Origin of the sequence: Cognatiluteimonas weifangensis, assembly GCF_003416885.1 — a bacterium.
Lineage (GTDB): Bacteria > Pseudomonadota > Gammaproteobacteria > Xanthomonadales > Xanthomonadaceae > Cognatiluteimonas > Cognatiluteimonas weifangensis.
Window position 1 is genome coordinate 21,418 of record NZ_QVPD01000009.1, and the last position, 18,774, is coordinate 40,191.

Genomic DNA, 18,774 nt, shown 5'->3' on the forward strand with positions numbered 1-18,774 from the left:
CGGCCCGAACATAATCCAGATCGACGGGCGCAGACAAACGCCGCTCCGGCATTGCGACCGCCGCGCCGTTCAGCGTTCCGGCAGCGGAATGCGCTCCTCGTCGCCCGGTACCGCGCCGAAGCGCCCCGCCTCCCAGTCCAGCTTGGCCTGCTCGATGCGCTCGCGCGAGGAGGACACGAAGTTCCACCACAGGTGCCGGGGGCCATCCAGCGGTTCGCCGCCGAGCAGCATCGCCTTGAGCGGCGTGCGCGCACGCAGGACCGGACGCGTGCCCGGGTCCAGCACCACCAGGTGTTGCGGCGGCAGGTCGGCGCCGTCGAGCTGCGCGGCGCCCTCCAGCAGGTACAGCGCGCGCTCCGGGTGCGAGGGCTCCAGCACGAGCTCCGCGTCCGGCGCCAGGTCCAGGGCGACGTTGAGGGTGTCGGCGAACACGCGCACCGGCGCCTCCAGCCCGTAGCCGCGGCCGGCGATCACCCGCAGCCGCGCGCCGCCATGCTGCGCCTGCGGCAGGGTCGCGGCGGGGTGGTGGTGGAATTCCGGCGCGGTTTCCTCGTGCGCGCGCGGCAGCGCCACCCAGGTCTGCATGCCGTGCAGCGGGTGTTCGCCGCCGCGCAGGGCCTGCGGCGAACGCTCGGAGTGGGCGATGCCGCGGCCGGCGGTCATCCAGTTGACGTCGCCGGGGGTGATGTCCTGCAGGCTGCCGAGGCTGTCGCGATGGGTGATGGTCCCCGCCCACAGGAAGGTCACCGTGGCCAGGCCGATGTGCGGGTGCGGGCGCACGTCGATGCCGCGCCCGGGCGCGAACACGGTCGGGCCCATGTGGTCGACGAACACGAACGGGCCGACGCTGCGCGCTTGCAGCGACGGCACCGCGCGCCGCACCTGGAAACCGCCGAGGTCGTGCACGCGGGGAGCGACGAGGAGGGTCATGGCGGTGCTCCGATGGCAGGCATGGCCCAGCATGCCAGCCGCGCGGGCGCGGTCAATCCGCTGCGGCACGACACTGCGTTCCCCCGGTGCCCGCTGCGGCCGGCCGCCGGGCGCCGCCGGGACCTGTGTTCAGGGTGCGATGTCGATGTGCAGCTGCGCCTGCGGGGCATCGCCGCGCGCCAGCGACCGCAGCGTCAGCATGCGGGTACCGAGCCGGTGCTGTTTGTCGCCGACCGTGGTGTGCAGGCTGAACGTCGCGCGCGCGCCGGCTGCGTCGTGCCATGCGAACGCGATCTCGGCGTTGCCCGCCCAGATGCACTGCACGTCGGGCGGGCAGCGCGAGTCGTTGACCAGGCGCAGGTAGCGCAGCGTGCTGCGGTCGGCCAGCGTCACCGTGTCGCCGGGGCGCATGCCGAAGTCGGTGCCGTCGGCGATCATCGGCTCGCTCCTGCCGCTGTCGCCATGGGCGGCCACGCCGGTGCAGGCGGCCAGCGCAAGGCAGGCGACGGCGAACGCGGGACGCAAACAGGACATGCGGGACTCCTGTGGAGGGAACGCCAGAGTCTAGGGCCGGAATGGCGGCTGGGGAGTGAATGCCGGCCTTGGCGGCCTGACAGCCCAAACGTGGCCGCAGCGGACGCAGCGGTGGCGAGGGCGGGCGCCGCGACCGCTGCCGTCGCGTACGGCAGCGGCGCGCGCGGCCGTGCGGGAGGCGCGGGGGGCGGGCATCGCGTCATGCCGTGCATCGGCGCTGCGCCCGCGACGCCCTATGCCGCCGGCGCCAGCGCCGCCAGCAGTCCGCGTGCGGCCTGCAGGCGACTGGCGGCGTCGGGCAGGTCGAGTTTCAGCCGCAGCTTGTCTGGGCCGTCCATCGCGTAGCGCTTCGGCTGCTGCTGGATCAGCTGGATCACGGTCAGCGGATCGACGTGCGGCTTGGCCTCGAACTGCACGCGGCCGCCGGCCGGGCCGAGGTCGAGCTTGCGGATGCCCAGCGCGGAGGCGTCGTGCTTGAGCCCGGCGACCGCGAACAGGTGCTTCGCCGGTTCCGGCAGCAGCCCGAAGCGGTCGATCATTTCCACCTGCAGTTCGCGCAGTTCCTCGGCGTCGCGCGCGCTGCTGATGCGCTTGTACAGGGTCAGCCGCGTGTGCACGTCGGGCAGGTAGTCTTCGGGGATCAGCGCCGGCAGGTGCAGTTCGACCTCGGCGCCGTGCGCGGCCGCGGCGTCGGTGTCGGGCAGCTCGCCGCGGCGGATCGAGCGCACCGCGCGCTCCAGCAGCTCGGTATAGAGGCTGAAGCCGACCTCGGCCATCTGCCCGCTCTGGTCCTCGCCCAACAGCTCGCCGGCGCCGCGGATCTCCAGGTCGTGGGTGGCCAGGGTGAAGCCGGCGCCGAGCGCGTCCATCGAGGCGATCGCCTCCAGCCGCTTGCGCGCGTCGCTGCTGATGCTGCGCTTGTCCGGCACCACCAGGTAGGCGTAGGCGCGGTGGTGCGAGCGGCCCACGCGCCCGCGCAGCTGGTGCATCTGCGCCAGGCCGAGCTTGTCGGCGCGGTTCATGATGATGGTGTTGGCGTTGGGGATGTCGATGCCGGACTCGATGATGGTCGTGCACAGCAGCACGTTGAAGCGCTGCTTGTTGAAATCGAGCATCACCCGTTCCAGCTCGCGCTCGGGCATCTGGCCGTGGGCGACGCCGATGCGCGCCTCCGGCACCAGCTCCTGCAGCTCGCGTTGCATGCGGCCGATCGATTCGACGTCGTTGTGCAGGAAGTACACCTGGCCGCCGCGCGCCAGTTCGCGCTGGTGCGCCTCGCGCAGCTGCGCCCCGTCCCACGGCACGACGAAGGTCTGCACCGCCATCCGGTGCGCGGGCGGCGTGGCGATGATCGACAGGTCGCGCAGGCCCGCCATCGCCATGTTGAGCGTGCGCGGGATCGGGGTCGCGGTCAGGGTCAGCAGGTGCACGTTGGCGCGCAGCGCCTTCAGCGCTTCCTTCTGGCGCACGCCGAAGCGCTGCTCCTCGTCGACGATCACCAGGCCCAGGTCCCTGAAGCGCACGTCCTTCTGCAACAGGCGATGGGTGCCGACGATCACGTCGATCTCGCCGCGCGCCAGCTTCTCCAGCTCGGCCTTGATCTCCTTGGCGGTCTTGAAGCGCGACAGCACCTCCACCCGCAGCGGCCAGTCGGCGAAGCGATCGCGGAAATTGCGGTAGTGCTGCTCGGCCAGCAGCGTGGTCGGCACCAGCACCGCGACCTGCCTGCCGGCGGTGGCGGCGACGAAGGCGGCGCGCACCGCGACCTCGGTCTTGCCGAAGCCGACGTCGCCGCAGACCACGCGGTCCATCGGCTGCGACGAACCCAGGTCGCGGATCACCGCCTCGATCGCGGCGTGCTGGTCCGGCGTCTCCTCGAACGGGAACGCGGCCGCGAACGGCTCGTACAGCGCTCGGTCCACGGGCAGCGCCAGGCCCGCCCGCGCCTGGCGTTTGGCCTGGATCTCCAGCAGCTCGGCGGCGACGTCGCGGACCTTCTCCGCGGCTTTCTTCTTGGCCCTGGCCCATTGCTCGCCGCCGAGCGAATGCAGCGGCGCGGTCTCCGGCGAGGCGCCGGAATAACGGTTGATCAGGTGCAGCTGCGCCACCGGCACGTACAGGCGGTCGCCCTTGGCGTATTCGATCTCCAGGTATTCCCCGGGCAGGCCGCCGGCCTGCAGCGTCACCAGCCCGCGGTAGCGGCCGACGCCGTGGTCCTCGTGCACGATCGGCGCGCCTTCGCTGAGCTCGCCGAGCTCGCGGACGATCGCCTCGGGCTCGCGCCCGGCGCGCTTGCGCCGCCGCGGCGGCGGCGCGCGGTCCGGGAACAGCTGGCGCTCCGTGAGCACCGCGACCGCGCCGCCATCGCCGTCGAGCGCGAACCCGTCCTCCAGCGGCGCGACCGCGAGCGCGAAACGCGCGTCGCCGGCGAGGAACTCCGGCCAGCCCGGCAGCGTCTGCGGGCGCAGCTCCGCGGCCAGCAGCAGCTCGCCCAGCGCTTCGCGGCGGCCCGGGGAATCGGCCGCGACCAGTACCCGGCCCGGGTAAGCGGCCAGGAACGCGCGCAGCGCGGCCGCCGGCGGGCCGTCGCGGGCCGCGACCGGCAGATCCGGCGGGCGCTGCACGGGCAGCGGCTGCGCCTCGGCGTGGCGCGGATGCTGCGCATCGCAGACCTCGATCCGGGCGCCGGCGTTGAGGCGTTCGCGCAGCGCCTGCGGCGACAGGTACAGCTCGGCCGGCGGCAGCAGCGGGCGTTCCAGGTCGTGGCGGCGCTGCTCGTGGCGCTCGCCGGTCTGCTGCCAGAACTGCTCGGCGGCCGCCAGCGCGCCGTCGGCGAGCAGCGGCAGGACCGAGGCGTCGAGATAGTCGAACAGCGTCGCCGTGGACTCGAAGAACAGCGGCAGGTAGTACTCGATCCCGGCCGGGGCGATGCCGGCTTTCAGATCCTGGAACAGGCCGCTGCGGCGGGTGTCGATGTCGAAGCGTTCGCGCAGCGCCGCCAGCGCGCGCCGGGTCGCGGCCTCGTCCAGGGGCACTTCGCGGCCGGGCAGCAGCCGCACCGCGTCGACCTTGTCGAGCGAGCGCTGCGTTTCCGGATCGAACGCGCGGATCGAGTCGATCGCGTCGTCCAGCAGTTCGACCCGGTACGGTTCGACCGCGCCCATCGGGTAGACATCGAGCAGCCCGCCGCGCACGGCGAAGTCGCCCGGGTCCAGCACCTGCGGCACGTTGCGGTAGCCGGCGGCCTCGAGCCGGCGCTTCTCGGCGTCCAGGTCCAGTGTCTGCCCGACGCGCACGTCGAAGCTGTTGCCGACGACATGGCGCAGCGGCGGCAGCCGTTGCAGCAGGGTCTGCACCGGCACCACCACGATCCCGCGGCGCAGCGCCGGCAGCCGGGACAGCGCCGCCAGGCGCCGGCTGACGATCTCCGGGTGCGGGCTGAAGCGGTCGTAGGGCAGGGTTTCCCAGTCGGGGAAGGGCACCACCGGCAGCGCCGCATCCTCGCCGAGCAGGGTGCGCAGGTCGGCGGCGAGCTGCTGCGCGCCCTGGTTGTCGCGAGCGACCGCCAGCAGCGGGCCGACGTGCGCCTGCGCCGCGCGGGCGACCGCCCAGGCCAGCGCCGACGCCGATTCCGGCGCGCGCCAGTAGCAACGCAGCTGGCCGGCCTGCGGCAGCGGCGGGGCGGGGAAGGACGGGGCTGGCATCGGGACGGGATCTCGCGCGAAAACGACGGCGGCGCCGGCGGCCATCGCCGCCAGCGCAGGAAACCGTCGATTTTACGCGAGCGCCGCTGCGGTCACGGGGCGTCGGCTTGCGGGCCGTGCCGCGACGCGGCCAGCGCGGCTCAGTGCAGGTCCAGCACCACCCGCACCAGCCCGGGCGTCTCGGCGGCCTCGCGGCGGAAGCCCAGCGACTGCGCCAGCGCCAGCATCGCGTGGTTGTGCTCGAGCACGTCGCCGTGGATGCGCTCGAGTTTCTTGCCGCGCGCCCAGCGCACCAGGCGCCGCATCAGGTGCCGGCCCAGGCCCATGCCGGCGATGAAATGGCTGACCAGGATCGCGAACTCGGCCTGCCGGCTGCCGTCGACGATCGCGATCCGCGCGACCGCGCCGACCAGCGCCTCGCCCGGCGGCAACGGCTCGGCGGCGACGATCGCGAACTCGCGGCGCGGGTCCGGCCGGGTCAGGCGCTCGGCCTGGTCCGCGGTCAGCTCCTTGACCGAGTGCAGGAAGCGCTGGCGGATCTCGTCGGGCTGCAGCAGCGGGAACCCGGCGCGCAACGGCACCGCGTCGTCGGGGCGGATCGGGCGGATCAGGACCTCGCGGCCGTTGGCCAGGCGGATCATCTCGTGCCAGGGCGGGAGGCGGTTGCGGGTGGCCATGTCGGGATGCTCGCACGAACCAGGTGAAGCCTGAATGCACGTTTTCTTCACGCCGGGCCGCGGGCGGGCGGCGACGGCGGCGGCGCGCTTGCTAGACTTCCGGGCTGCCCGCGCACCCGCGCACCGCCTTGCGACCGGCCGCCGCGTCGGGCGCGGCGGCATCCCGCCCACCTTTCCGGACCGGCCCATGGCTAGCAGCGGCGACTCCACACGCGCGATCCTGTTCGCGCTCGGCGCCAACCTGGCGATCGCCGTCGCCAAGGGCGTGGCGGCGTATTTCACCCGCTCCAGCGCGATGCTGGCCGAAACCGTGCACTCGCTGGCCGATTGCGGCAACCAGCTGCTGTTGCTGCTGGGCATGAAGCAGGCCACGCGTCCGGCCTCGCCCGAATACCCGCTGGGGCACGGCAAGGCGGTCTATTTCTGGTCGTTCCTGGTGGCGGTGATGCTGTTCACCGTCGGCGGCATGTTCTCGCTGTACGAGGGCATCCACAAATTCCAGCATCCCGAGCCGTTGCGGCAATGGTGGTGGGCCGCCGGGGTGCTGGCGTTCGGCATCGCCGCCGAGTCGGTGTCGATGCGTGCCGCGCTGCAGGAGATCGACAAGACCCGCGGCGAAGCGAGCCTGTGGCAGTGGTTCCGGCACAGCCGCCAGAGCGAGCTGGTGGTGATCTTCGGCGAGGACCTGGCGGCGCTGTGCGGCCTGTGCTTCGCCCTGGTCGCGGTGCTGCTGACGGTGGTCACCGGCAACCCGCTCTGGGACGCGATCGGCACCATCGCGATCGGCGCGCTGCTGATCGTGGTGGCGGTGCTGGTGGCGATCGAGGTCAAGGCGATGCTGATCGGGCAGAGCATGGACCCGCAGCGGCAGGCGCGGATGCGCGAGTTCCTCGCCTCGCGGCCGGAAGTCGCGCGGATCCTCAGCCTGATCACCTTGCAGTTGGGCAAGGAGGCGATGGTGTCGGTGCACCTGCAGATGCGCGAGGCGCACGATGCGCAGGCGCTGGTCGACCAGATCAACGCGATCGAGCGCGCGCTCAAGCGCGAGTTCCCGGACGTGCGCTGGAGTTTCTTCGAGCCCGACCTCAAGCCCACGCCGTCGGCGCTCGCCTGAGCGCCATGCCGCGCCGGCGGGCACGCCGGCACGTGCGACATTGCGGCGAAACGGCGTGCAGGCCGTGCGCGGGCGCGGTGTACAGCGAGCCCGGCCCGCGGATCCCGCAGCCGGGGGCGCGGCGCTAACCGGCGCCTTTGAGCCAGTCCAGGCGCGGCGCCGGCGCCGGCACGGCGGCAAGCGCCGCGGCCAGCGGCGGCAATGCCGACGCCAGCGTCGCCTGCAGACCGTACGGCGGATCGAGCAGCAGCAGGCCGCTGCCGTTCATCCGCAACGGCGAGTCGTCGGGCCGCACCAGCAACTCCACCCGCAGCGTGGATTGCGCCGGCAACGCCGCGGCCCTGCGGTAGAACGGCTGCAGCGCGCGGCGCCGCTTGATCGGGTACCACAGCGCGTAACAGGCCTGCGGCCAGCGCGTCAGGCCCTCGCGCAGCGCCGCCAGCGCGGCATCGAACTCCGCCAGTTGCGCCTCGTACGGCGGGTCGATCAGCACCAGTCCGCGCGCGTATCGCTGGCTGCCGGCGTGCGGCGGCAGCAGCGCCTTGAGCGCCGCGTAGCCGTCGCGCCGGTGCACCGAGACCCGCGGATCGTCGCGGAAATTCGCCTTCAGCGCGGCGGCTTCCTCGGGCCGCAGTTCGCAGCAGGCGATGCGGTCGTCGGCGCGCAGCGCGTGCGCCAGCAGCCACGGCGAGCCGGGATAGGCGTGCGCGCCGTGCGCGGCGCGGCAGGCGGCGACGGCGTCGAGGTAGCGGGCGATGGCGGGATCGCCGGCGGGCGCCGCCAGCAGCCGCGCCACCCCGTCGCCGGCCTCGCCGGTGCGCTGCGCGGCGTCGGCGTCGAGGGCGTACAAGCCGCGGCCGGCATGGGTGTCGAGCGCGAAGCAGGGCGCCGGCTTGCGCGTCAGCGCGTCGCACAGCGCCAGCAGCACCACGTGCTTGAGCACGTCGGCGTGGTTGCCGGCATGGAAGGCGTGGCGATAGTTCACCGCCACAGGGTAACCTGCCGCCTGGTCCCGGTCCGCGCCACGCCCGAATCCGCCATGCCGCGCATCCTGCTGGTCGAAGACGAAACCGCGATCGCCGACGCCGTGGCCTACGCGTTGCGTGGCGACGGCCACCAGGTGCTGCACTGCCTCACCGGCGGCGAGGCCCTGCGCCAGGCGCGGCACGCCGATTTCGACCTGGCGCTGCTCGACATCGGCCTGCCCGACATCGGCGGCTTCGCGCTGTGCCGGGAGCTGCGCGCCGGCCGGGCGCTGCCGGTGATCTTCCTGACCGCGCAGGGCGCGGAGGCCGAACGCCTGCTCGGTTTCGAGCTCGGCGCCGACGACTACGTGACCAAGCCGTTCTCGCCGCGCGAGCTGGTGGCGCGGGTGCGGGTGGCATTGCGGCGCAACGACGCCGGCGGCACCGCGGCGCGCGGCCTGGAGCACGACGCCGCCGGCCGCCGCATCCGCTACCGCGGCCAGCCGCTCGACCTGACCCGCTACGAATACGGCCTGCTCGCCGCGCTGCTGCAGCGCCCCGGCGCGGTGCTGTCGCGCGCGCAGCTGATGGACCGGGTCTGGGGCGAGGCGCTCGACAGCGGCGACCGCACCGTGGACACCCACGTCAAGACCCTGCGCGCCAAGCTGCGCCAGGCCGGCGCCCCGGGCGAGCTGATCCACACCCATCGCGGGGTGGGTTATTCGCTGACCGACACCTGAGCCGGAGCCGGGCATGAAGATCGGCCTGCGCATCTTCCTCGGCTACTTCCTGATCGTGGCGCTGGCGGCGTGGCTGCTGGCGCGGGTGTTCGTCGCCGAGGTCAAGCCCGGCGTGCGCCAGGCGATGGAGGACACCCTGGTCGACACCGCCAACGTGCTGGCCGAACTGGCGACCGACGACCTGCTCGCCGGCCGCATCGCCGACGGCGCCTTCGCGCGCCGGGTGCAGGCGCTGCGCGGGCGCGACCCGGGCGCCGAGATCTGGGGCTTCGACAAGCGCGCGGCCAGTTACCGGATCTACGTCACCGACGCCGCCGGCAGGGTCGTGTTCGACAGCGACGACGGCCGCGCCGTCGGCCAGGACTACTCGCGCTGGAACGACGTCTGGCTGACCCTGCGCGGCCGCTACGGCGCGCGCTCCACCCGCAGCGACCCGGACGATCCGGACTCGACCGTGATGCACGTCGCCGCGCCGATCCGCGCCGGCGACCGCATCGTCGGCGTGCTGACCGTGGCCAAGCCCAACCGCGCGCTGGCGCCGTTCATCGCCCGCAGCCAGGCGGTGGTGCAGCGCTGGGGCTGGGTGCTGATGGGCACCGCGTTGCTGATCGGGCTGGGCATGGCGTGGTGGCTGGCGCGCCAGCTCGGGGCGTTGCAGCGCTACGCGCACGCGGTCACCGCCGGCGAGCGCGTTGCGCCGCCGCGGGTGGCGGGCGAGTTCGGCGAGCTCGGCCGGGCGCTGGAGACGATGCGCGCGCGGCTGGAGGGCAAGCAGTACGTCGAGCAGTACGTGCACGGCCTGACCCACGAGATGAAGGGGCCGCTGGCGGCGATCCGCGGCAGCGCCGAATTGCTGGAGCAGGCCGACGCCGCGGCGCCGATGCCCGCCGCCGACCGCGCGCGTTTTGCCGCCAGCATCCGCGACCAGAGCGAGCGGCTGGCGCAGATGATCGACAAGCTGCTGGCGCTGGCCGCGGTGGAGTACCGGCAGCGCCTGGAGCAGACGCAACTGCTGGACCCCGCCGTGCTCGCGGACGAGGTCGCCGCGCAGTGCGCGCTGCGGCTGCAGCGGGCCGGAGCGACGCTGCAGCTGCGGCTGGCGCCGGGCTTGCCGCAGCTGCGCGGCGATGCCTTCCTGCTGCGCCAGGCGCTGGGCAACCTGGTCGACAACGCGGCCGATTTCTCGCCGCCCGGCGGCGTGGTCGAACTGCAAGCCGACGCCGCCGGCGGCCGGCTCCGGTTCGAGGTCCGCGACCGTGGCCCCGGTGTCCCCGACTACGCCCGGGCGCGCGTGTTCGAGCGCTTCTACTCGCTGCCGCGGCCCGGCGGCGGCAGCCGCAGCAGCGGCCTGGGGCTGTGCTTCGTGGCCGAGGTCGCCGCCCTGCACGGCGGCACGGCCGCGCTGCGCGAGCGCGAGGGCGGCGGCACGTGCGCCAGCCTGGAACTGCCCGCGGCCTGAGACTTCACCGCCGCTTCACCGCGGCGCCATCGTGCGCGCACCGACGTCGCCGATCCTCTGCCGCCACGGCCACTGCGGAGCGCGGACATGCGACTGGGATGGAAGCTGCTGATGGTGCTGGCGACGACACTGGCGATCCTGCTGCCGCTGGCGATGATCCGCGACCTGATCCACGACCGCCAGGCGCACCGCGCACAGGCGGTCGACAGCATCGCGCGCAGCTACGCCGGCGCCCAGGCATTCACCGGCCCGGTGCTGGTGGTGCCCTATGTCGAGACCGTCGAAGTCGAGGATCGGGATGCCCAGGGCGTGGCGCACAAGCGGCTGCGCGAGCGGGAAGGGCACTGGACGTTCTTCCCGGAGCGCCTGGAGATCGCCGGCGACCTGAAACCCTCGACACGCCGGCTCGGCCTGCACGAGGTACGGGTGTACGAATGGCAGGCGCGCGCCGCCGCGCGTTTCGACGCGGCGATCCCCGCGGCCGATCCCGCGCGCCCGCGCCGGATCGGCCGGCCCTGGCTCGACTACGGCCTGGCCGACGTGCGCGGCATCCTCGGTACGCCGCGGCTGCGGGTGGACGGCGCCGAGCTCGCCCTGGCGCCCGGACTGGGCGCCGGCGGCGGAGGCGGCGTGCATGCGCGGCTGCCGGTCCCGCAGGCCGGGACGCGGCTGGCGTTCGACAGCCGCCTGGACTTCGTGCTCGGCGGCACCGAGTCGCTGGCGCTGGTGCCGCTGGGCAAGCGCAACCGGTTCGCGCTCGCCTCGACCTGGCCGCACCCGCGTTTCGACGGCAGCTTCCTGCCGCGCACGCGCACGATCGACGATCACGGCTTCCGCGCCGAGTGGGAGGTGTCGTCGCTGGCCACCGCGGCGCGGGCGCAGTACGCCGCCGGCCGCACCATGCCGCGGCCGCTCGCCGGGCCCTCGCGCGACGGGCGCGCGCCGCCGGCCGCCGCGGCGGACGCCATCGACGCGGTCGGCATCGCGCTGGTGGACCCGGTCGACGTCTATACGCAGACCGACCGCGCGAGCAAGTACGGGATCCTGTTCGTGCTGCTGACGTTCGTCGGCTTCTGCATGCTGGAGCTGCTCGAGCGGCTGCCGATCCACCCGATCCAGTACGGGCTGGTCGGGCTGGCGCTGGCGATCTTCTTCCTGTTGCTGCTCGGCCTGAGCGAGCACATCGCCTTCGGCCGGGCCTACCTGGCGGCGGGCAGCGCCTGCATCGGCCTGCTGTGGTTCTACCTCGCCCCGGTGTTGCGCAGTCGCGCGCGCGCGGCCGGGTTCGCGGCGCTGCTGGCGACCCTGTACGCGGCGTTGTACGGCTTGCTGGTCTCCGAGGACAACGCCCTGGTGCTCGGCGCCGGACTGCTGTTCCTGATCCTGGCGGCGATCATGGTCGTGACCCGGCGCGTGGACTGGTACCAGCCCGCCGCCCGGCTGCCCTCGCAGGGCTGAAATCGCGGACGCCGGTGGCGGCGCCGTCCACCGCCGCGCGTCTGCCGTTTGCGACCGGCATGGTTGCCGTCGCCGCGGGAGGCGCGCCAGCGTCCCTCCACGCAACTCCCGCGGCCGCACCATGACCGAAGGCCCGGGTGCCGGCGCCGGCGGCCCGCTTAGACTCGGGGCTACCGGGCAATCCTTGGGGAGCGAGATCTTGAAGCGATACCTGTTGGCCGCATGCACGGCCTTCATGCTGCTGGGCACCGCAGCCGCGCAATCGACCGAGCCGGTGGACCTGGACATGGTCAGCCGCATCCGCCAGGAGGCCTTCCACCACTCGCAGGTGATGCAGACCCTGGGCGAGTTGACCGAAGGCATCGGCCCGCGCCTGACCAACTCGCCGGCCATGGACAAGGCCAATGCCTGGGCACGCGGCAAGTTCGAAGGCTGGGGGCTGGCCAACGTCCACGACGAGGCATTCGAAGACTTCGGCCGCGGCTGGGAATTCAGCCAGGCCAGCGTCGAGATGCTGGCGCCGCGCGCGTTGCCGCTGTTCGCGCTGCCCAAGGCCTGGACCCCCGGCACCGACGGCCCGGTCGAGGGCGAGGCGATCGCCGTCGCCTTCAAGACCAAGGCCGATCTGGAGAAGTACGCGGGCAAGCTGCGCGGCAGGATCGTATTCCTGGACGAACTGCGCGCGTACAAGCCGGGTACCGAGGCCGATTTCCAGCGTCACGACGAGGCCAGCCTCGAGGATCTGCAGGAGTTCGCGGTACCCGCCGACCGCCGCGACGACCGCGCCCGGCGGATCAAGGAATACCGCGAGCGCCAGGACCTGGCGCAGGCGGTGCGCCGCTTCCTGGTGGAGCAGGGCGCGCTGGCCGCGATCAGCATCAGCGATCGCGACAACGGCATCGTCCGCGCCACCGGCGGCGGTTCGCGCAAGGCCGGCGAAGCGGTCGGGGTGCCGGAGTTGGGCATGATCGCCGAGCACTACAACCAGGTGATGCGTGCGCTCGAGGAGGGCCAGAGCGTGCGCCTGCGGCTGCAGGCGGACTCGCGTTTCACCACCGCGGAGGACCGCGCCGGCTACAACACCCTCGCCGAGATCCCCGGCAGCGGCCCGCGCGCCAATGAAGTGGTGATGCTGGGCGCGCACATGGACTCCTGGCACACCGCCACCGGCGCGGCCGACAACGGCGCCGGCGTCGCGGTGATGATGGAGGCCATGCGCATCCTCAAGGCGGTGGGCGCCAGGCCGCGGCGCACGATCCGGGTGGCGCTGTGGAGCGGCGAGGAGCAGGGCCTGGTGGGCTCCGGCGATTACGTGGCCCAGCATCTGGCCGCGTATCCGCAGCCGAGCGATCCGGCGCAGAAGGATCTGCCGTCGTTCCTGCGCGAGAATCGCGGCGCGCTGCAGCGCAAGCCCGCCTACGACAGGTTCTCCGCCTATTTCAACCTGGACAACGGTTCCGGCCGCATCCGCGGCATCTACGCGCAGGAGAACCTGGCGGCGATGCCGATCTTCGAGGCCTGGCTCAAGCCATTCGCCGACGTCGGCGCCACGGTGGTGGTGTCGCGCAACACCGGCAGCACCGACCACATCTCCTTCGACCGCGTCGGGCTGCCCGGCTTCCAGTTCGTGCAGGATCGGCTGGACTATTCCACCAACGTCCACCACACCAATCTGGACACCTACGACCACGTGTCGCCGGAAGACATGAAGCAGGCCGCGGCGATCGTCGCCAGCGTCGTCTACCACGCCGCGATGCGCGAGCAGAAGCTGCCGCGCAAGGCGCTGCCGGCACAGTGACCGCCACCGGGGCGACGGCAGCTGCCGTCGCCCCGGCCGCCGCTGCCCCGCCAGGCAGAGGCGTGCGGGAAGGGGCTTGACAAAGGCTTTCGTACCCACTGTACTAATGTACATAGTACAGTTAGTACGGAACCGGAGTAGCCGATGGCCCGTCCCCAGGCCCTGATGATCCAGATCGCCACCGGCGATCCGCGCCCGATCAGCAAGCAGATCGTCGATGCGGTGCGGATGAAGATCGCCACCGCCGAACTCGAACCAGGCGATCAGCTGCCCAGCGTGCGTGGCCTGGCGCAGCAGCTCACGATCAATCCCAACACCGTGGCCAGGGCCTACGCCGAGCTCACGGCCGAAGGCTGGCTCGATGCGCGCCAGGGCCTGGGCCTGTACGTGGCCCCGCCGCGGCAGCGGCTGAGCGACGCCGAGCGCGAGCGCCGGCTCGACGAGGCGATCCAGCGCTTCCTGCACGACGTGATCGCCCTCGATTTCGCGCCTGACGAGGTGCAGGCGCGCCTGCACCACGAATTTCTCGCGCTGGCGCCCCGCAAGAGCGCCTGACCCCGACCGGAAAGAAGACCCATGACCGACGATTACGTCATCGAAACCCGCATGCTGACAAAGCGCTACGGCCGCAAGCTCGCGCTCGACGCGCTCGACCTGCGCATCCCGCGCGGCCGCATCCACGCCGTGGTCGGCGCCAACGGCGCCGGCAAATCCACGCTGTTCCGGATCCTGCTCGGCTTCATGCCGCAGACCTCCGGTGCAGCGCGCATCCTCGGCCGCGACAGCGACGCGCTGCGGCCGCAGGATCGCGCGCGCATCGGCTTCGTCAACGAGGAGCACACGCTGCCCGGCTGGATGACGACCGGCGCGGTGGCCGCGATGCAGCGCCAACAGTACCCGCGCTGGCGCCAGGATGCCTTCGACGAGGTCATTGGCCACTACCACGTGCTGCTGGACCAGAAGGTGGGCCAGCTGTCGCGTGGCGAACGCGCCGGCTTCAACCTCGCGCTCGCGCTGGCGCAGTCGCCCGAGCTGCTGGTGCTCGACGAACCGACGCTCGGCCTCGACGTGGTCGCCAAGCGCGCGTTCCTCGAATCGCTTCTGTATTCCAACGCCGCCGAAGATTGCACGGTGATCTATTGCTCGCACCAGATGGAGGAAGTCGAGCGCGTCGCCGACAACCTGGTGATCCTGGAGCATGGTCGGCTGGTGAGCATGTCCGCGCCCGACGACTTCCGCGCGCGCGTCAGCCACTGGGTTGCCGACATCCCGTTCAAGGGCCCGGATCCGAGCAGCGTGCCGGGCCTGCTGGAGCAACAGCGCCTCGACGGCCTGCAGCACTACATCGTGCTCGACCAGGACGAGAGCTTCGGCGAATTCCTGCGCGCCGCCGGTGCGCGATCGATGCAGAGCATGCCGGTAAGCCTGGACCGCGCGGTCAACGGCTTCCTGGCGAAGAACCACGCGGCACCGGCCCGGGAGGACCTGCGATGAAGGACCTGTTCAGGGGCGAGTTGCTGCGCTTCCGCAGTTGGGCGATCGCGGCCGCGGCGATCCACGTCGTCAGCCTCGGTTTCATGGCGCGCCTGGTCGATCTGGCGCAGCAGCCGAAGCTGGTGTACCAGGTCTTCGGCATGATCTACGCGATCGCCGGCCTGCTGCTGGGCTTGTACCAGATGGGTACGTACCGGCGCGCCAACCACTGGCTCAACCTGCTGCACCGGCCGCTGCACCGGCTGCGCATCGCCGGCGCGCTCTGCGGTGCAGGCGGCGTGGTGCTGGCGATCGCGGTCGCATTGCCGATCTTCGCGATCGCCGGTTACCAGGAAGCGCTGACCGCGCGCGTGGTCGATATGCGTCACTGGCTGCTGCCGGTGGCGGCGCTGCTGGTCGCCTGCTGCGGCTACCTCGCCGGCGCATACGCCATGCTCGCCAACCGGCGCTGGTCGGCCGCCGCGGCGCTGCTGCCGGCGGCCTTCCTGTTCACCCAGGCGGCGGGCGTAGCCGCGCTTGCGGTGCAGGCGCTGATGCTGCTGATCCTCGCCGTGCTCGTCGGTATCGCCTTCAAGCCGCAGCTCGACGAGCCGCCGCGGCATCCGCTCGCGGTGACGGCGACGGCGCTGCCGGTGCAGGTGGGCGTCTACTTCCTGCTGTGGATGCTCGGCACCGGCTACGAGATCGGCCTGACCGCGATCGGCCAGCACCCGCTCAATGGCGGCCAGCCGGCGGCAGATGGATACATCCAGTCCGCCCGCATGGAGCCGAAGGAGCGCCTGCTGGCAGGGCTGGCGTCGAGCCGCGACGCCGAGGCACCGCTGTGGCGCGAGCAGGTCGCGCTGTCGGACGTGTTCGTGCTGTATCCGATGCGCGAGCTGCCGCGGCGCAACCAGCTGACCGGCACGATGCAGCCGCTGGAGTTTGACGAATCACAGCGGCCGGTGAGGTGGGTGTTCAGCCATGATCGCCTGCGCTTCGTCGGCCGCGGCTCGCTCGACGGCCGGCCGCGCGGCGAACTCGGCGTGGGCGAGGGCAACGCGCCGTTCCCGGGGCCGGCAATGCCGATCGGCGGGGGTTACCTGGCCACGCCGACCGTCGCCTACCAGTACGACGAGGACCAGCAGCGCGTGTTCCCGCGCGTCCGCCTGCCGGTCGGCGAAGTCTTCGCCAGCACGCCGGAAGCCGCCGGCGAAAATGTCATCGTGCTCAGCGACCGCGCGCTGTACGTGTACCCGGGGCGCGAGGCGGCCAATACGCTCGACCTACTGAAGCCGGTGTTGCGCATGCCGTTGCCGGCGCCGATCGGCAGGCTCGGCAGCGCCGAGCTGATCGAGCTGCTGGACGGCTACCTGGTGTCCTTCGACTACGGCAACGGCGCCTGGGCGGGCGAGGCCGTGCCTTACCAGCAGGTGATGCGCATCGACGGCCAGGGCCGCGTGCACGAAGTGGCCAGGCGCGGGCTGTCATTCGACCTGCCGCTGGCCTACACGATGCGCAACTGGTGGCTGTCGCCGGCGCTACGCGAGCTGTGCCTGTCGCTGCGGAGCGCGTTCGCCGCGCCGAATCCGCTGGATGCGGGCGACATCCCGCCGCCGCCGCGCCGCATCGTGGTGCTGGCTGGTGTGCTGTGCTTGCTGTCGCTGCTTGGCGCGATCGCGCTCACCCGGCGCCGCACGTTCACGCCGCTGGCGCGGTGGACCTGGGTGCTGGCCTGCGGCGTGATCGGCGTGCCGGCGCTGGCGAGCCTGTGGCTGCTGTATCCCGCGGCGGAGCGCGACGTGGCAGCCGCACCGGCGCGGGCGCGCGCCGCCGCCGCGCTAGCGGGGAGCGCGCAATGAGGACGATCGCGAAGCTGCTCGCGGGCTTCGTCGGCGCGACGCTGCTGTTCGCCGCGTCCGTGCCCGTGCGCGCCGCCAGTGCCGACGCCGCCGCGGCGCTGCGCGCGGCGGTCGCGGTCGAACGCGCCCGCGCGCCGGCGCCGCGCCAGTCGCGCGAAGCCTTCCTGGCGTCGCCGTCGCTGCCAGTGGTGCAGTTGTCGCCCGATGGCCGCCACGTCGCCTACCTGCGCAACGAGGGCGAGTCGCGCAGCCTCTGGCTGCTGCCCACCGACGGCGGCGCGGCGCGCCAACTCGTGCCCCGCACGCAGGCCGGACAATTGCGCTGGTCGCGCGACGGGCGCTGGCTGTTCGTGTTCGCGCAGCGTTCGCTGTCGACCCTGGAGATCGCGACCGGCGCCGGCATCCGCGTGCCGCTGCTCGGTCCGGCCGAGCGCCGGGTGATGCAGGTCGACCTGTCGCAGCCAGCCGCCGTGATCCTGCGCGAACGCATCCGCAGCGGCATCGCGGAGCGCTGGCGCATCGTGCGCATGGATACGCGCGGGCATCGCACGCAGCTGTGGGAGGACGCGCACTGGGTGCACGACGTCGCCACCGACGCGCGTGGCCGTCTGGTCGCGCTCTCCCGGTTCATGGGCGACCACGACGCAATCGCCGCGGTGGAAGCCAAAGGCCGGCTGCGCGAACTGCGGCGCATGGCGCCGATGGAGAGCGGCATGCTGCTGGGCGTCGCGCGCGACGGAGGCCTGCTGCTTGCGGGCGACACCGGCGGCAACCTGCGACGCGTGCTGCGACTCGACCTCGACGGCACGCTGCGCACGCTGCACGCCGACCCGACGGGCGAGGCAGACCTCGACGAGGTCGTACTCGATCCTTCCGGTTCCGAACCCCTGGTCGCGAGCTATCGCAGCAGCGTGCCGTCGACCTACGGGCTGGGGCCTGCGCAGGCCGGGGTCGCCGTGCTGCGGGCGCGCTTCCCGGGCCGCGACATCGGCATCGACGTCGCCGGCGGCCCGCACCCGCGCTGGCTGGTGTCCGAGCGCGCCAGCACGCTGCGCGACGCGCGCTGGCACCTGTACGATCCCGCGACCGGCCAGTTGCGCACCATCCTGGCCGATGGCGCGCTCGCGCGGCGCCCGCTGCCGGAGGCCGCGCTCGCCCACAAGATCGCTTTCGACTACACCGCGTCCGACGGCAGACGCGTGCACGGCTTCCTGCTGCTGCCGCCCGGCGCGGACCCGGCGCGCGCGCCGCTGGTGGCGAACGTGCACGGCGGTCCGATCAATCATTTCCAGCCAGGCTACGACGCGATCGCGCAGTTGCTCGCTAACCGTGGTTACGCCGTCTTCGAGACCAACTTCCGCGGCTCGACCGGCTACGGGCGCGACTACACCTTCGCTCCGCACGGCGACTACGGCAACGGTCGCGTGCAGCAGGACATCACGGACGGCGTGCGTTACCTGCTGGCGCAGGGCATCGGCGATCCGCAACGCGTCGGCATCGTCGGGCATTCGTTCGGCGGCTATTCGGCGTTGCTGGGCGTGACGTTCCAGCCGGAGTTGTTCAAGGTCGGCGTGGCCGGTTCGCCGCCGCCCGACCTGGCCTGGGGCATGCGCTGGTTGGTGGCTTCCGGCGACCAGGGCGCGTTGCCGGACCGCTCGCTGGCGCTGACGCTGCGCGCGCTGAAGATGGATCCGTCGGACCCCGCGACCTACGCGCGGTTGCATTCGCAATCGCCGTTGGCGAACGCATCGCGGATGCGACGGCCGCTGCTGGTGATGGCCGGCGGCGCCGACCGCACCGTCGCCGCGCGCGGTGTCATCGACTACGTGGCGCGGCTGAAGCAACTCGGTAAGCAGGCCAGCTTGTACGTGGAACCGGGCGGTGGCCATTCGCCGGTCGCGCCGGTCCCGCGCGCGGCCTACGCTTACTTGATGCTGGCGATGCTGCACGCGCACCTGGGCGGGGACGCGCCCGAGGCGCCCGATGCCGAGTTGCGCGCGTACCTGCGCAAGAACCTGCGCTTGGCGGGGTCCGAGTTCGCGGCGCTGAAGAAACGCTGA

14 protein-coding genes are annotated in these 18,774 nt (G+C 72.5%); 9 read left to right on the forward strand and 5 right to left on the reverse strand.

What is annotated here, in order from left to right:
- Positions 1–69: 69 nt before the first annotated feature.
- From D0Y53_RS09150 to D0Y53_RS09165, 4 genes are all read right to left on the reverse strand, one after another.
- Positions 70–930, reverse strand: coding sequence for a pirin family protein (locus tag D0Y53_RS09150; RefSeq protein ID WP_117202929.1), 861 nt, complete (start codon positions 928–930; stop codon positions 70–72).
- A gap of 129 nt (positions 931–1,059) precedes the next feature.
- Positions 1,060–1,464 carry a hypothetical protein gene (locus D0Y53_RS09155; RefSeq protein ID WP_147319049.1) on the reverse strand — a complete coding sequence of 135 codons (405 nt, stop codon included), beginning with the start codon at positions 1,462–1,464 and terminating at the stop codon, positions 1,060–1,062.
- A 233-nt stretch (positions 1,465–1,697) separates the two neighbouring features.
- Positions 1,698–5,168, reverse strand: coding sequence for a transcription-repair coupling factor (gene mfd / locus D0Y53_RS09160; RefSeq protein WP_117203003.1), 3,471 nt, complete (start codon positions 5,166–5,168; stop codon positions 1,698–1,700).
- A 140-nt stretch (positions 5,169–5,308) separates the two neighbouring features.
- Positions 5,309–5,845, reverse strand: coding sequence for a GNAT family N-acetyltransferase (locus D0Y53_RS09165; protein WP_117202931.1), 537 nt, complete (start codon positions 5,843–5,845; stop codon positions 5,309–5,311).
- 187 nt (positions 5,846–6,032) lie between these two features.
- Between D0Y53_RS09165 and D0Y53_RS09170 the strand changes: the two genes are divergently transcribed.
- A complete protein-coding gene (locus D0Y53_RS09170; protein WP_117202932.1) occupies positions 6,033–6,959 on the forward strand; it encodes a cation diffusion facilitator family transporter in 927 nt (308 codons plus the stop codon).
- A 124-nt stretch (positions 6,960–7,083) separates the two neighbouring features.
- On the opposite strand, the gene D0Y53_RS09175 is transcribed toward D0Y53_RS09170, so the two are convergent.
- Positions 7,084–7,944: a 23S rRNA (adenine(2030)-N(6))-methyltransferase RlmJ gene (locus D0Y53_RS09175; protein ID WP_117203004.1), complete on the reverse strand. Its 861-nt coding sequence runs from the start codon at positions 7,942–7,944 to the stop codon at positions 7,084–7,086.
- Positions 7,945–7,998: 54 nt separating this feature from the next.
- On the opposite strand from D0Y53_RS09175, the gene creB reads away from it, so the two are divergent.
- From creB to D0Y53_RS09215, 8 genes are all read left to right on the forward strand, one after another.
- Positions 7,999–8,664: a two-component system response regulator CreB gene (creB, locus tag D0Y53_RS09180; protein ID WP_117202933.1), complete on the forward strand. Its 666-nt coding sequence runs from the start codon at positions 7,999–8,001 to the stop codon at positions 8,662–8,664.
- Between the two features lie 13 nt (positions 8,665–8,677).
- Positions 8,678–10,123, forward strand: coding sequence for a two-component system sensor histidine kinase CreC (gene creC / locus D0Y53_RS09185; RefSeq protein ID WP_117202934.1), 1,446 nt, complete (start codon positions 8,678–8,680; stop codon positions 10,121–10,123).
- A gap of 87 nt (positions 10,124–10,210) precedes the next feature.
- Positions 10,211–11,581, forward strand: a complete 1,371-nt coding sequence (gene creD / locus D0Y53_RS09190) for a cell envelope integrity protein CreD (RefSeq protein ID WP_117202935.1) — start codon at positions 10,211–10,213, stop codon at positions 11,579–11,581.
- Positions 11,582–11,777: 196 nt separating this feature from the next.
- Positions 11,778–13,379 (forward strand): M20/M25/M40 family metallo-hydrolase, encoded by a 1,602-nt coding sequence (locus tag D0Y53_RS09195; protein WP_117203005.1) that lies wholly within the window; start codon positions 11,778–11,780, stop codon positions 13,377–13,379.
- 144 nt (positions 13,380–13,523) lie between these two features.
- Complete coding sequence (locus tag D0Y53_RS09200) at positions 13,524–13,934, forward strand: GntR family transcriptional regulator (protein WP_117202936.1); 411 nt, start codon at positions 13,524–13,526, stop codon at positions 13,932–13,934.
- 21 nt (positions 13,935–13,955) lie between these two features.
- Positions 13,956–14,873, forward strand: coding sequence for an ABC transporter ATP-binding protein (locus D0Y53_RS09205; protein ID WP_117202937.1), 918 nt, complete (start codon positions 13,956–13,958; stop codon positions 14,871–14,873).
- Positions 14,870–16,714, forward strand: coding sequence for a hypothetical protein (locus D0Y53_RS12900; protein WP_158550634.1), 1,845 nt, complete (start codon positions 14,870–14,872; stop codon positions 16,712–16,714). Before D0Y53_RS09205 ends, D0Y53_RS12900 begins: the two co-directional genes overlap by 4 nt.
- Complete coding sequence (locus D0Y53_RS09215; RefSeq protein WP_117202938.1) at positions 16,711–18,774, forward strand: S9 family peptidase; 2,064 nt, start codon at positions 16,711–16,713, stop codon at positions 18,772–18,774. The genes D0Y53_RS12900 and D0Y53_RS09215 overlap by 4 nt, the downstream gene beginning before the upstream one ends.

Bases quoted from the DNA above. Each gene is read 5' to 3' on its own strand.
- D0Y53_RS09150 (WP_117202929.1), bottom strand. From the start codon at position 930: ATGACCCTCCTCGTCGCTCCCCGCGTGCACGACCTCGGCGGTTTCCAG.
- D0Y53_RS09155 (WP_147319049.1), bottom strand. From the start codon at position 1,464: ATGTCCTGTTTGCGTCCCGCGTTCGCCGTCGCCTGCCTTGCGCTGGCC.
- mfd (WP_117203003.1), bottom strand. From the start codon at position 5,168: ATGCCAGCCCCGTCCTTCCCCGCCCCGCCGCTGCCGCAGGCCGGCCAG.
- D0Y53_RS09165 (WP_117202931.1), bottom strand. From the start codon at position 5,845: ATGGCCACCCGCAACCGCCTCCCGCCCTGGCACGAGATGATCCGCCTG.
- D0Y53_RS09170 (WP_117202932.1), top strand. From the start codon at position 6,033: ATGGCTAGCAGCGGCGACTCCACACGCGCGATCCTGTTCGCGCTCGGC.
- creB (WP_117202933.1), top strand. From the start codon at position 7,999: ATGCCGCGCATCCTGCTGGTCGAAGACGAAACCGCGATCGCCGACGCC.
- creC (WP_117202934.1), top strand. From the start codon at position 8,678: ATGAAGATCGGCCTGCGCATCTTCCTCGGCTACTTCCTGATCGTGGCG.
- creD (WP_117202935.1), top strand. From the start codon at position 10,211: ATGCGACTGGGATGGAAGCTGCTGATGGTGCTGGCGACGACACTGGCG.
- D0Y53_RS09200 (WP_117202936.1), top strand. From the start codon at position 13,524: ATGGCCCGTCCCCAGGCCCTGATGATCCAGATCGCCACCGGCGATCCG.
- D0Y53_RS09205 (WP_117202937.1), top strand. From the start codon at position 13,956: ATGACCGACGATTACGTCATCGAAACCCGCATGCTGACAAAGCGCTAC.
- D0Y53_RS12900 (WP_158550634.1), top strand. From the start codon at position 14,870: ATGAAGGACCTGTTCAGGGGCGAGTTGCTGCGCTTCCGCAGTTGGGCG.
- D0Y53_RS09215 (WP_117202938.1), top strand. From the start codon at position 16,711: ATGAGGACGATCGCGAAGCTGCTCGCGGGCTTCGTCGGCGCGACGCTG.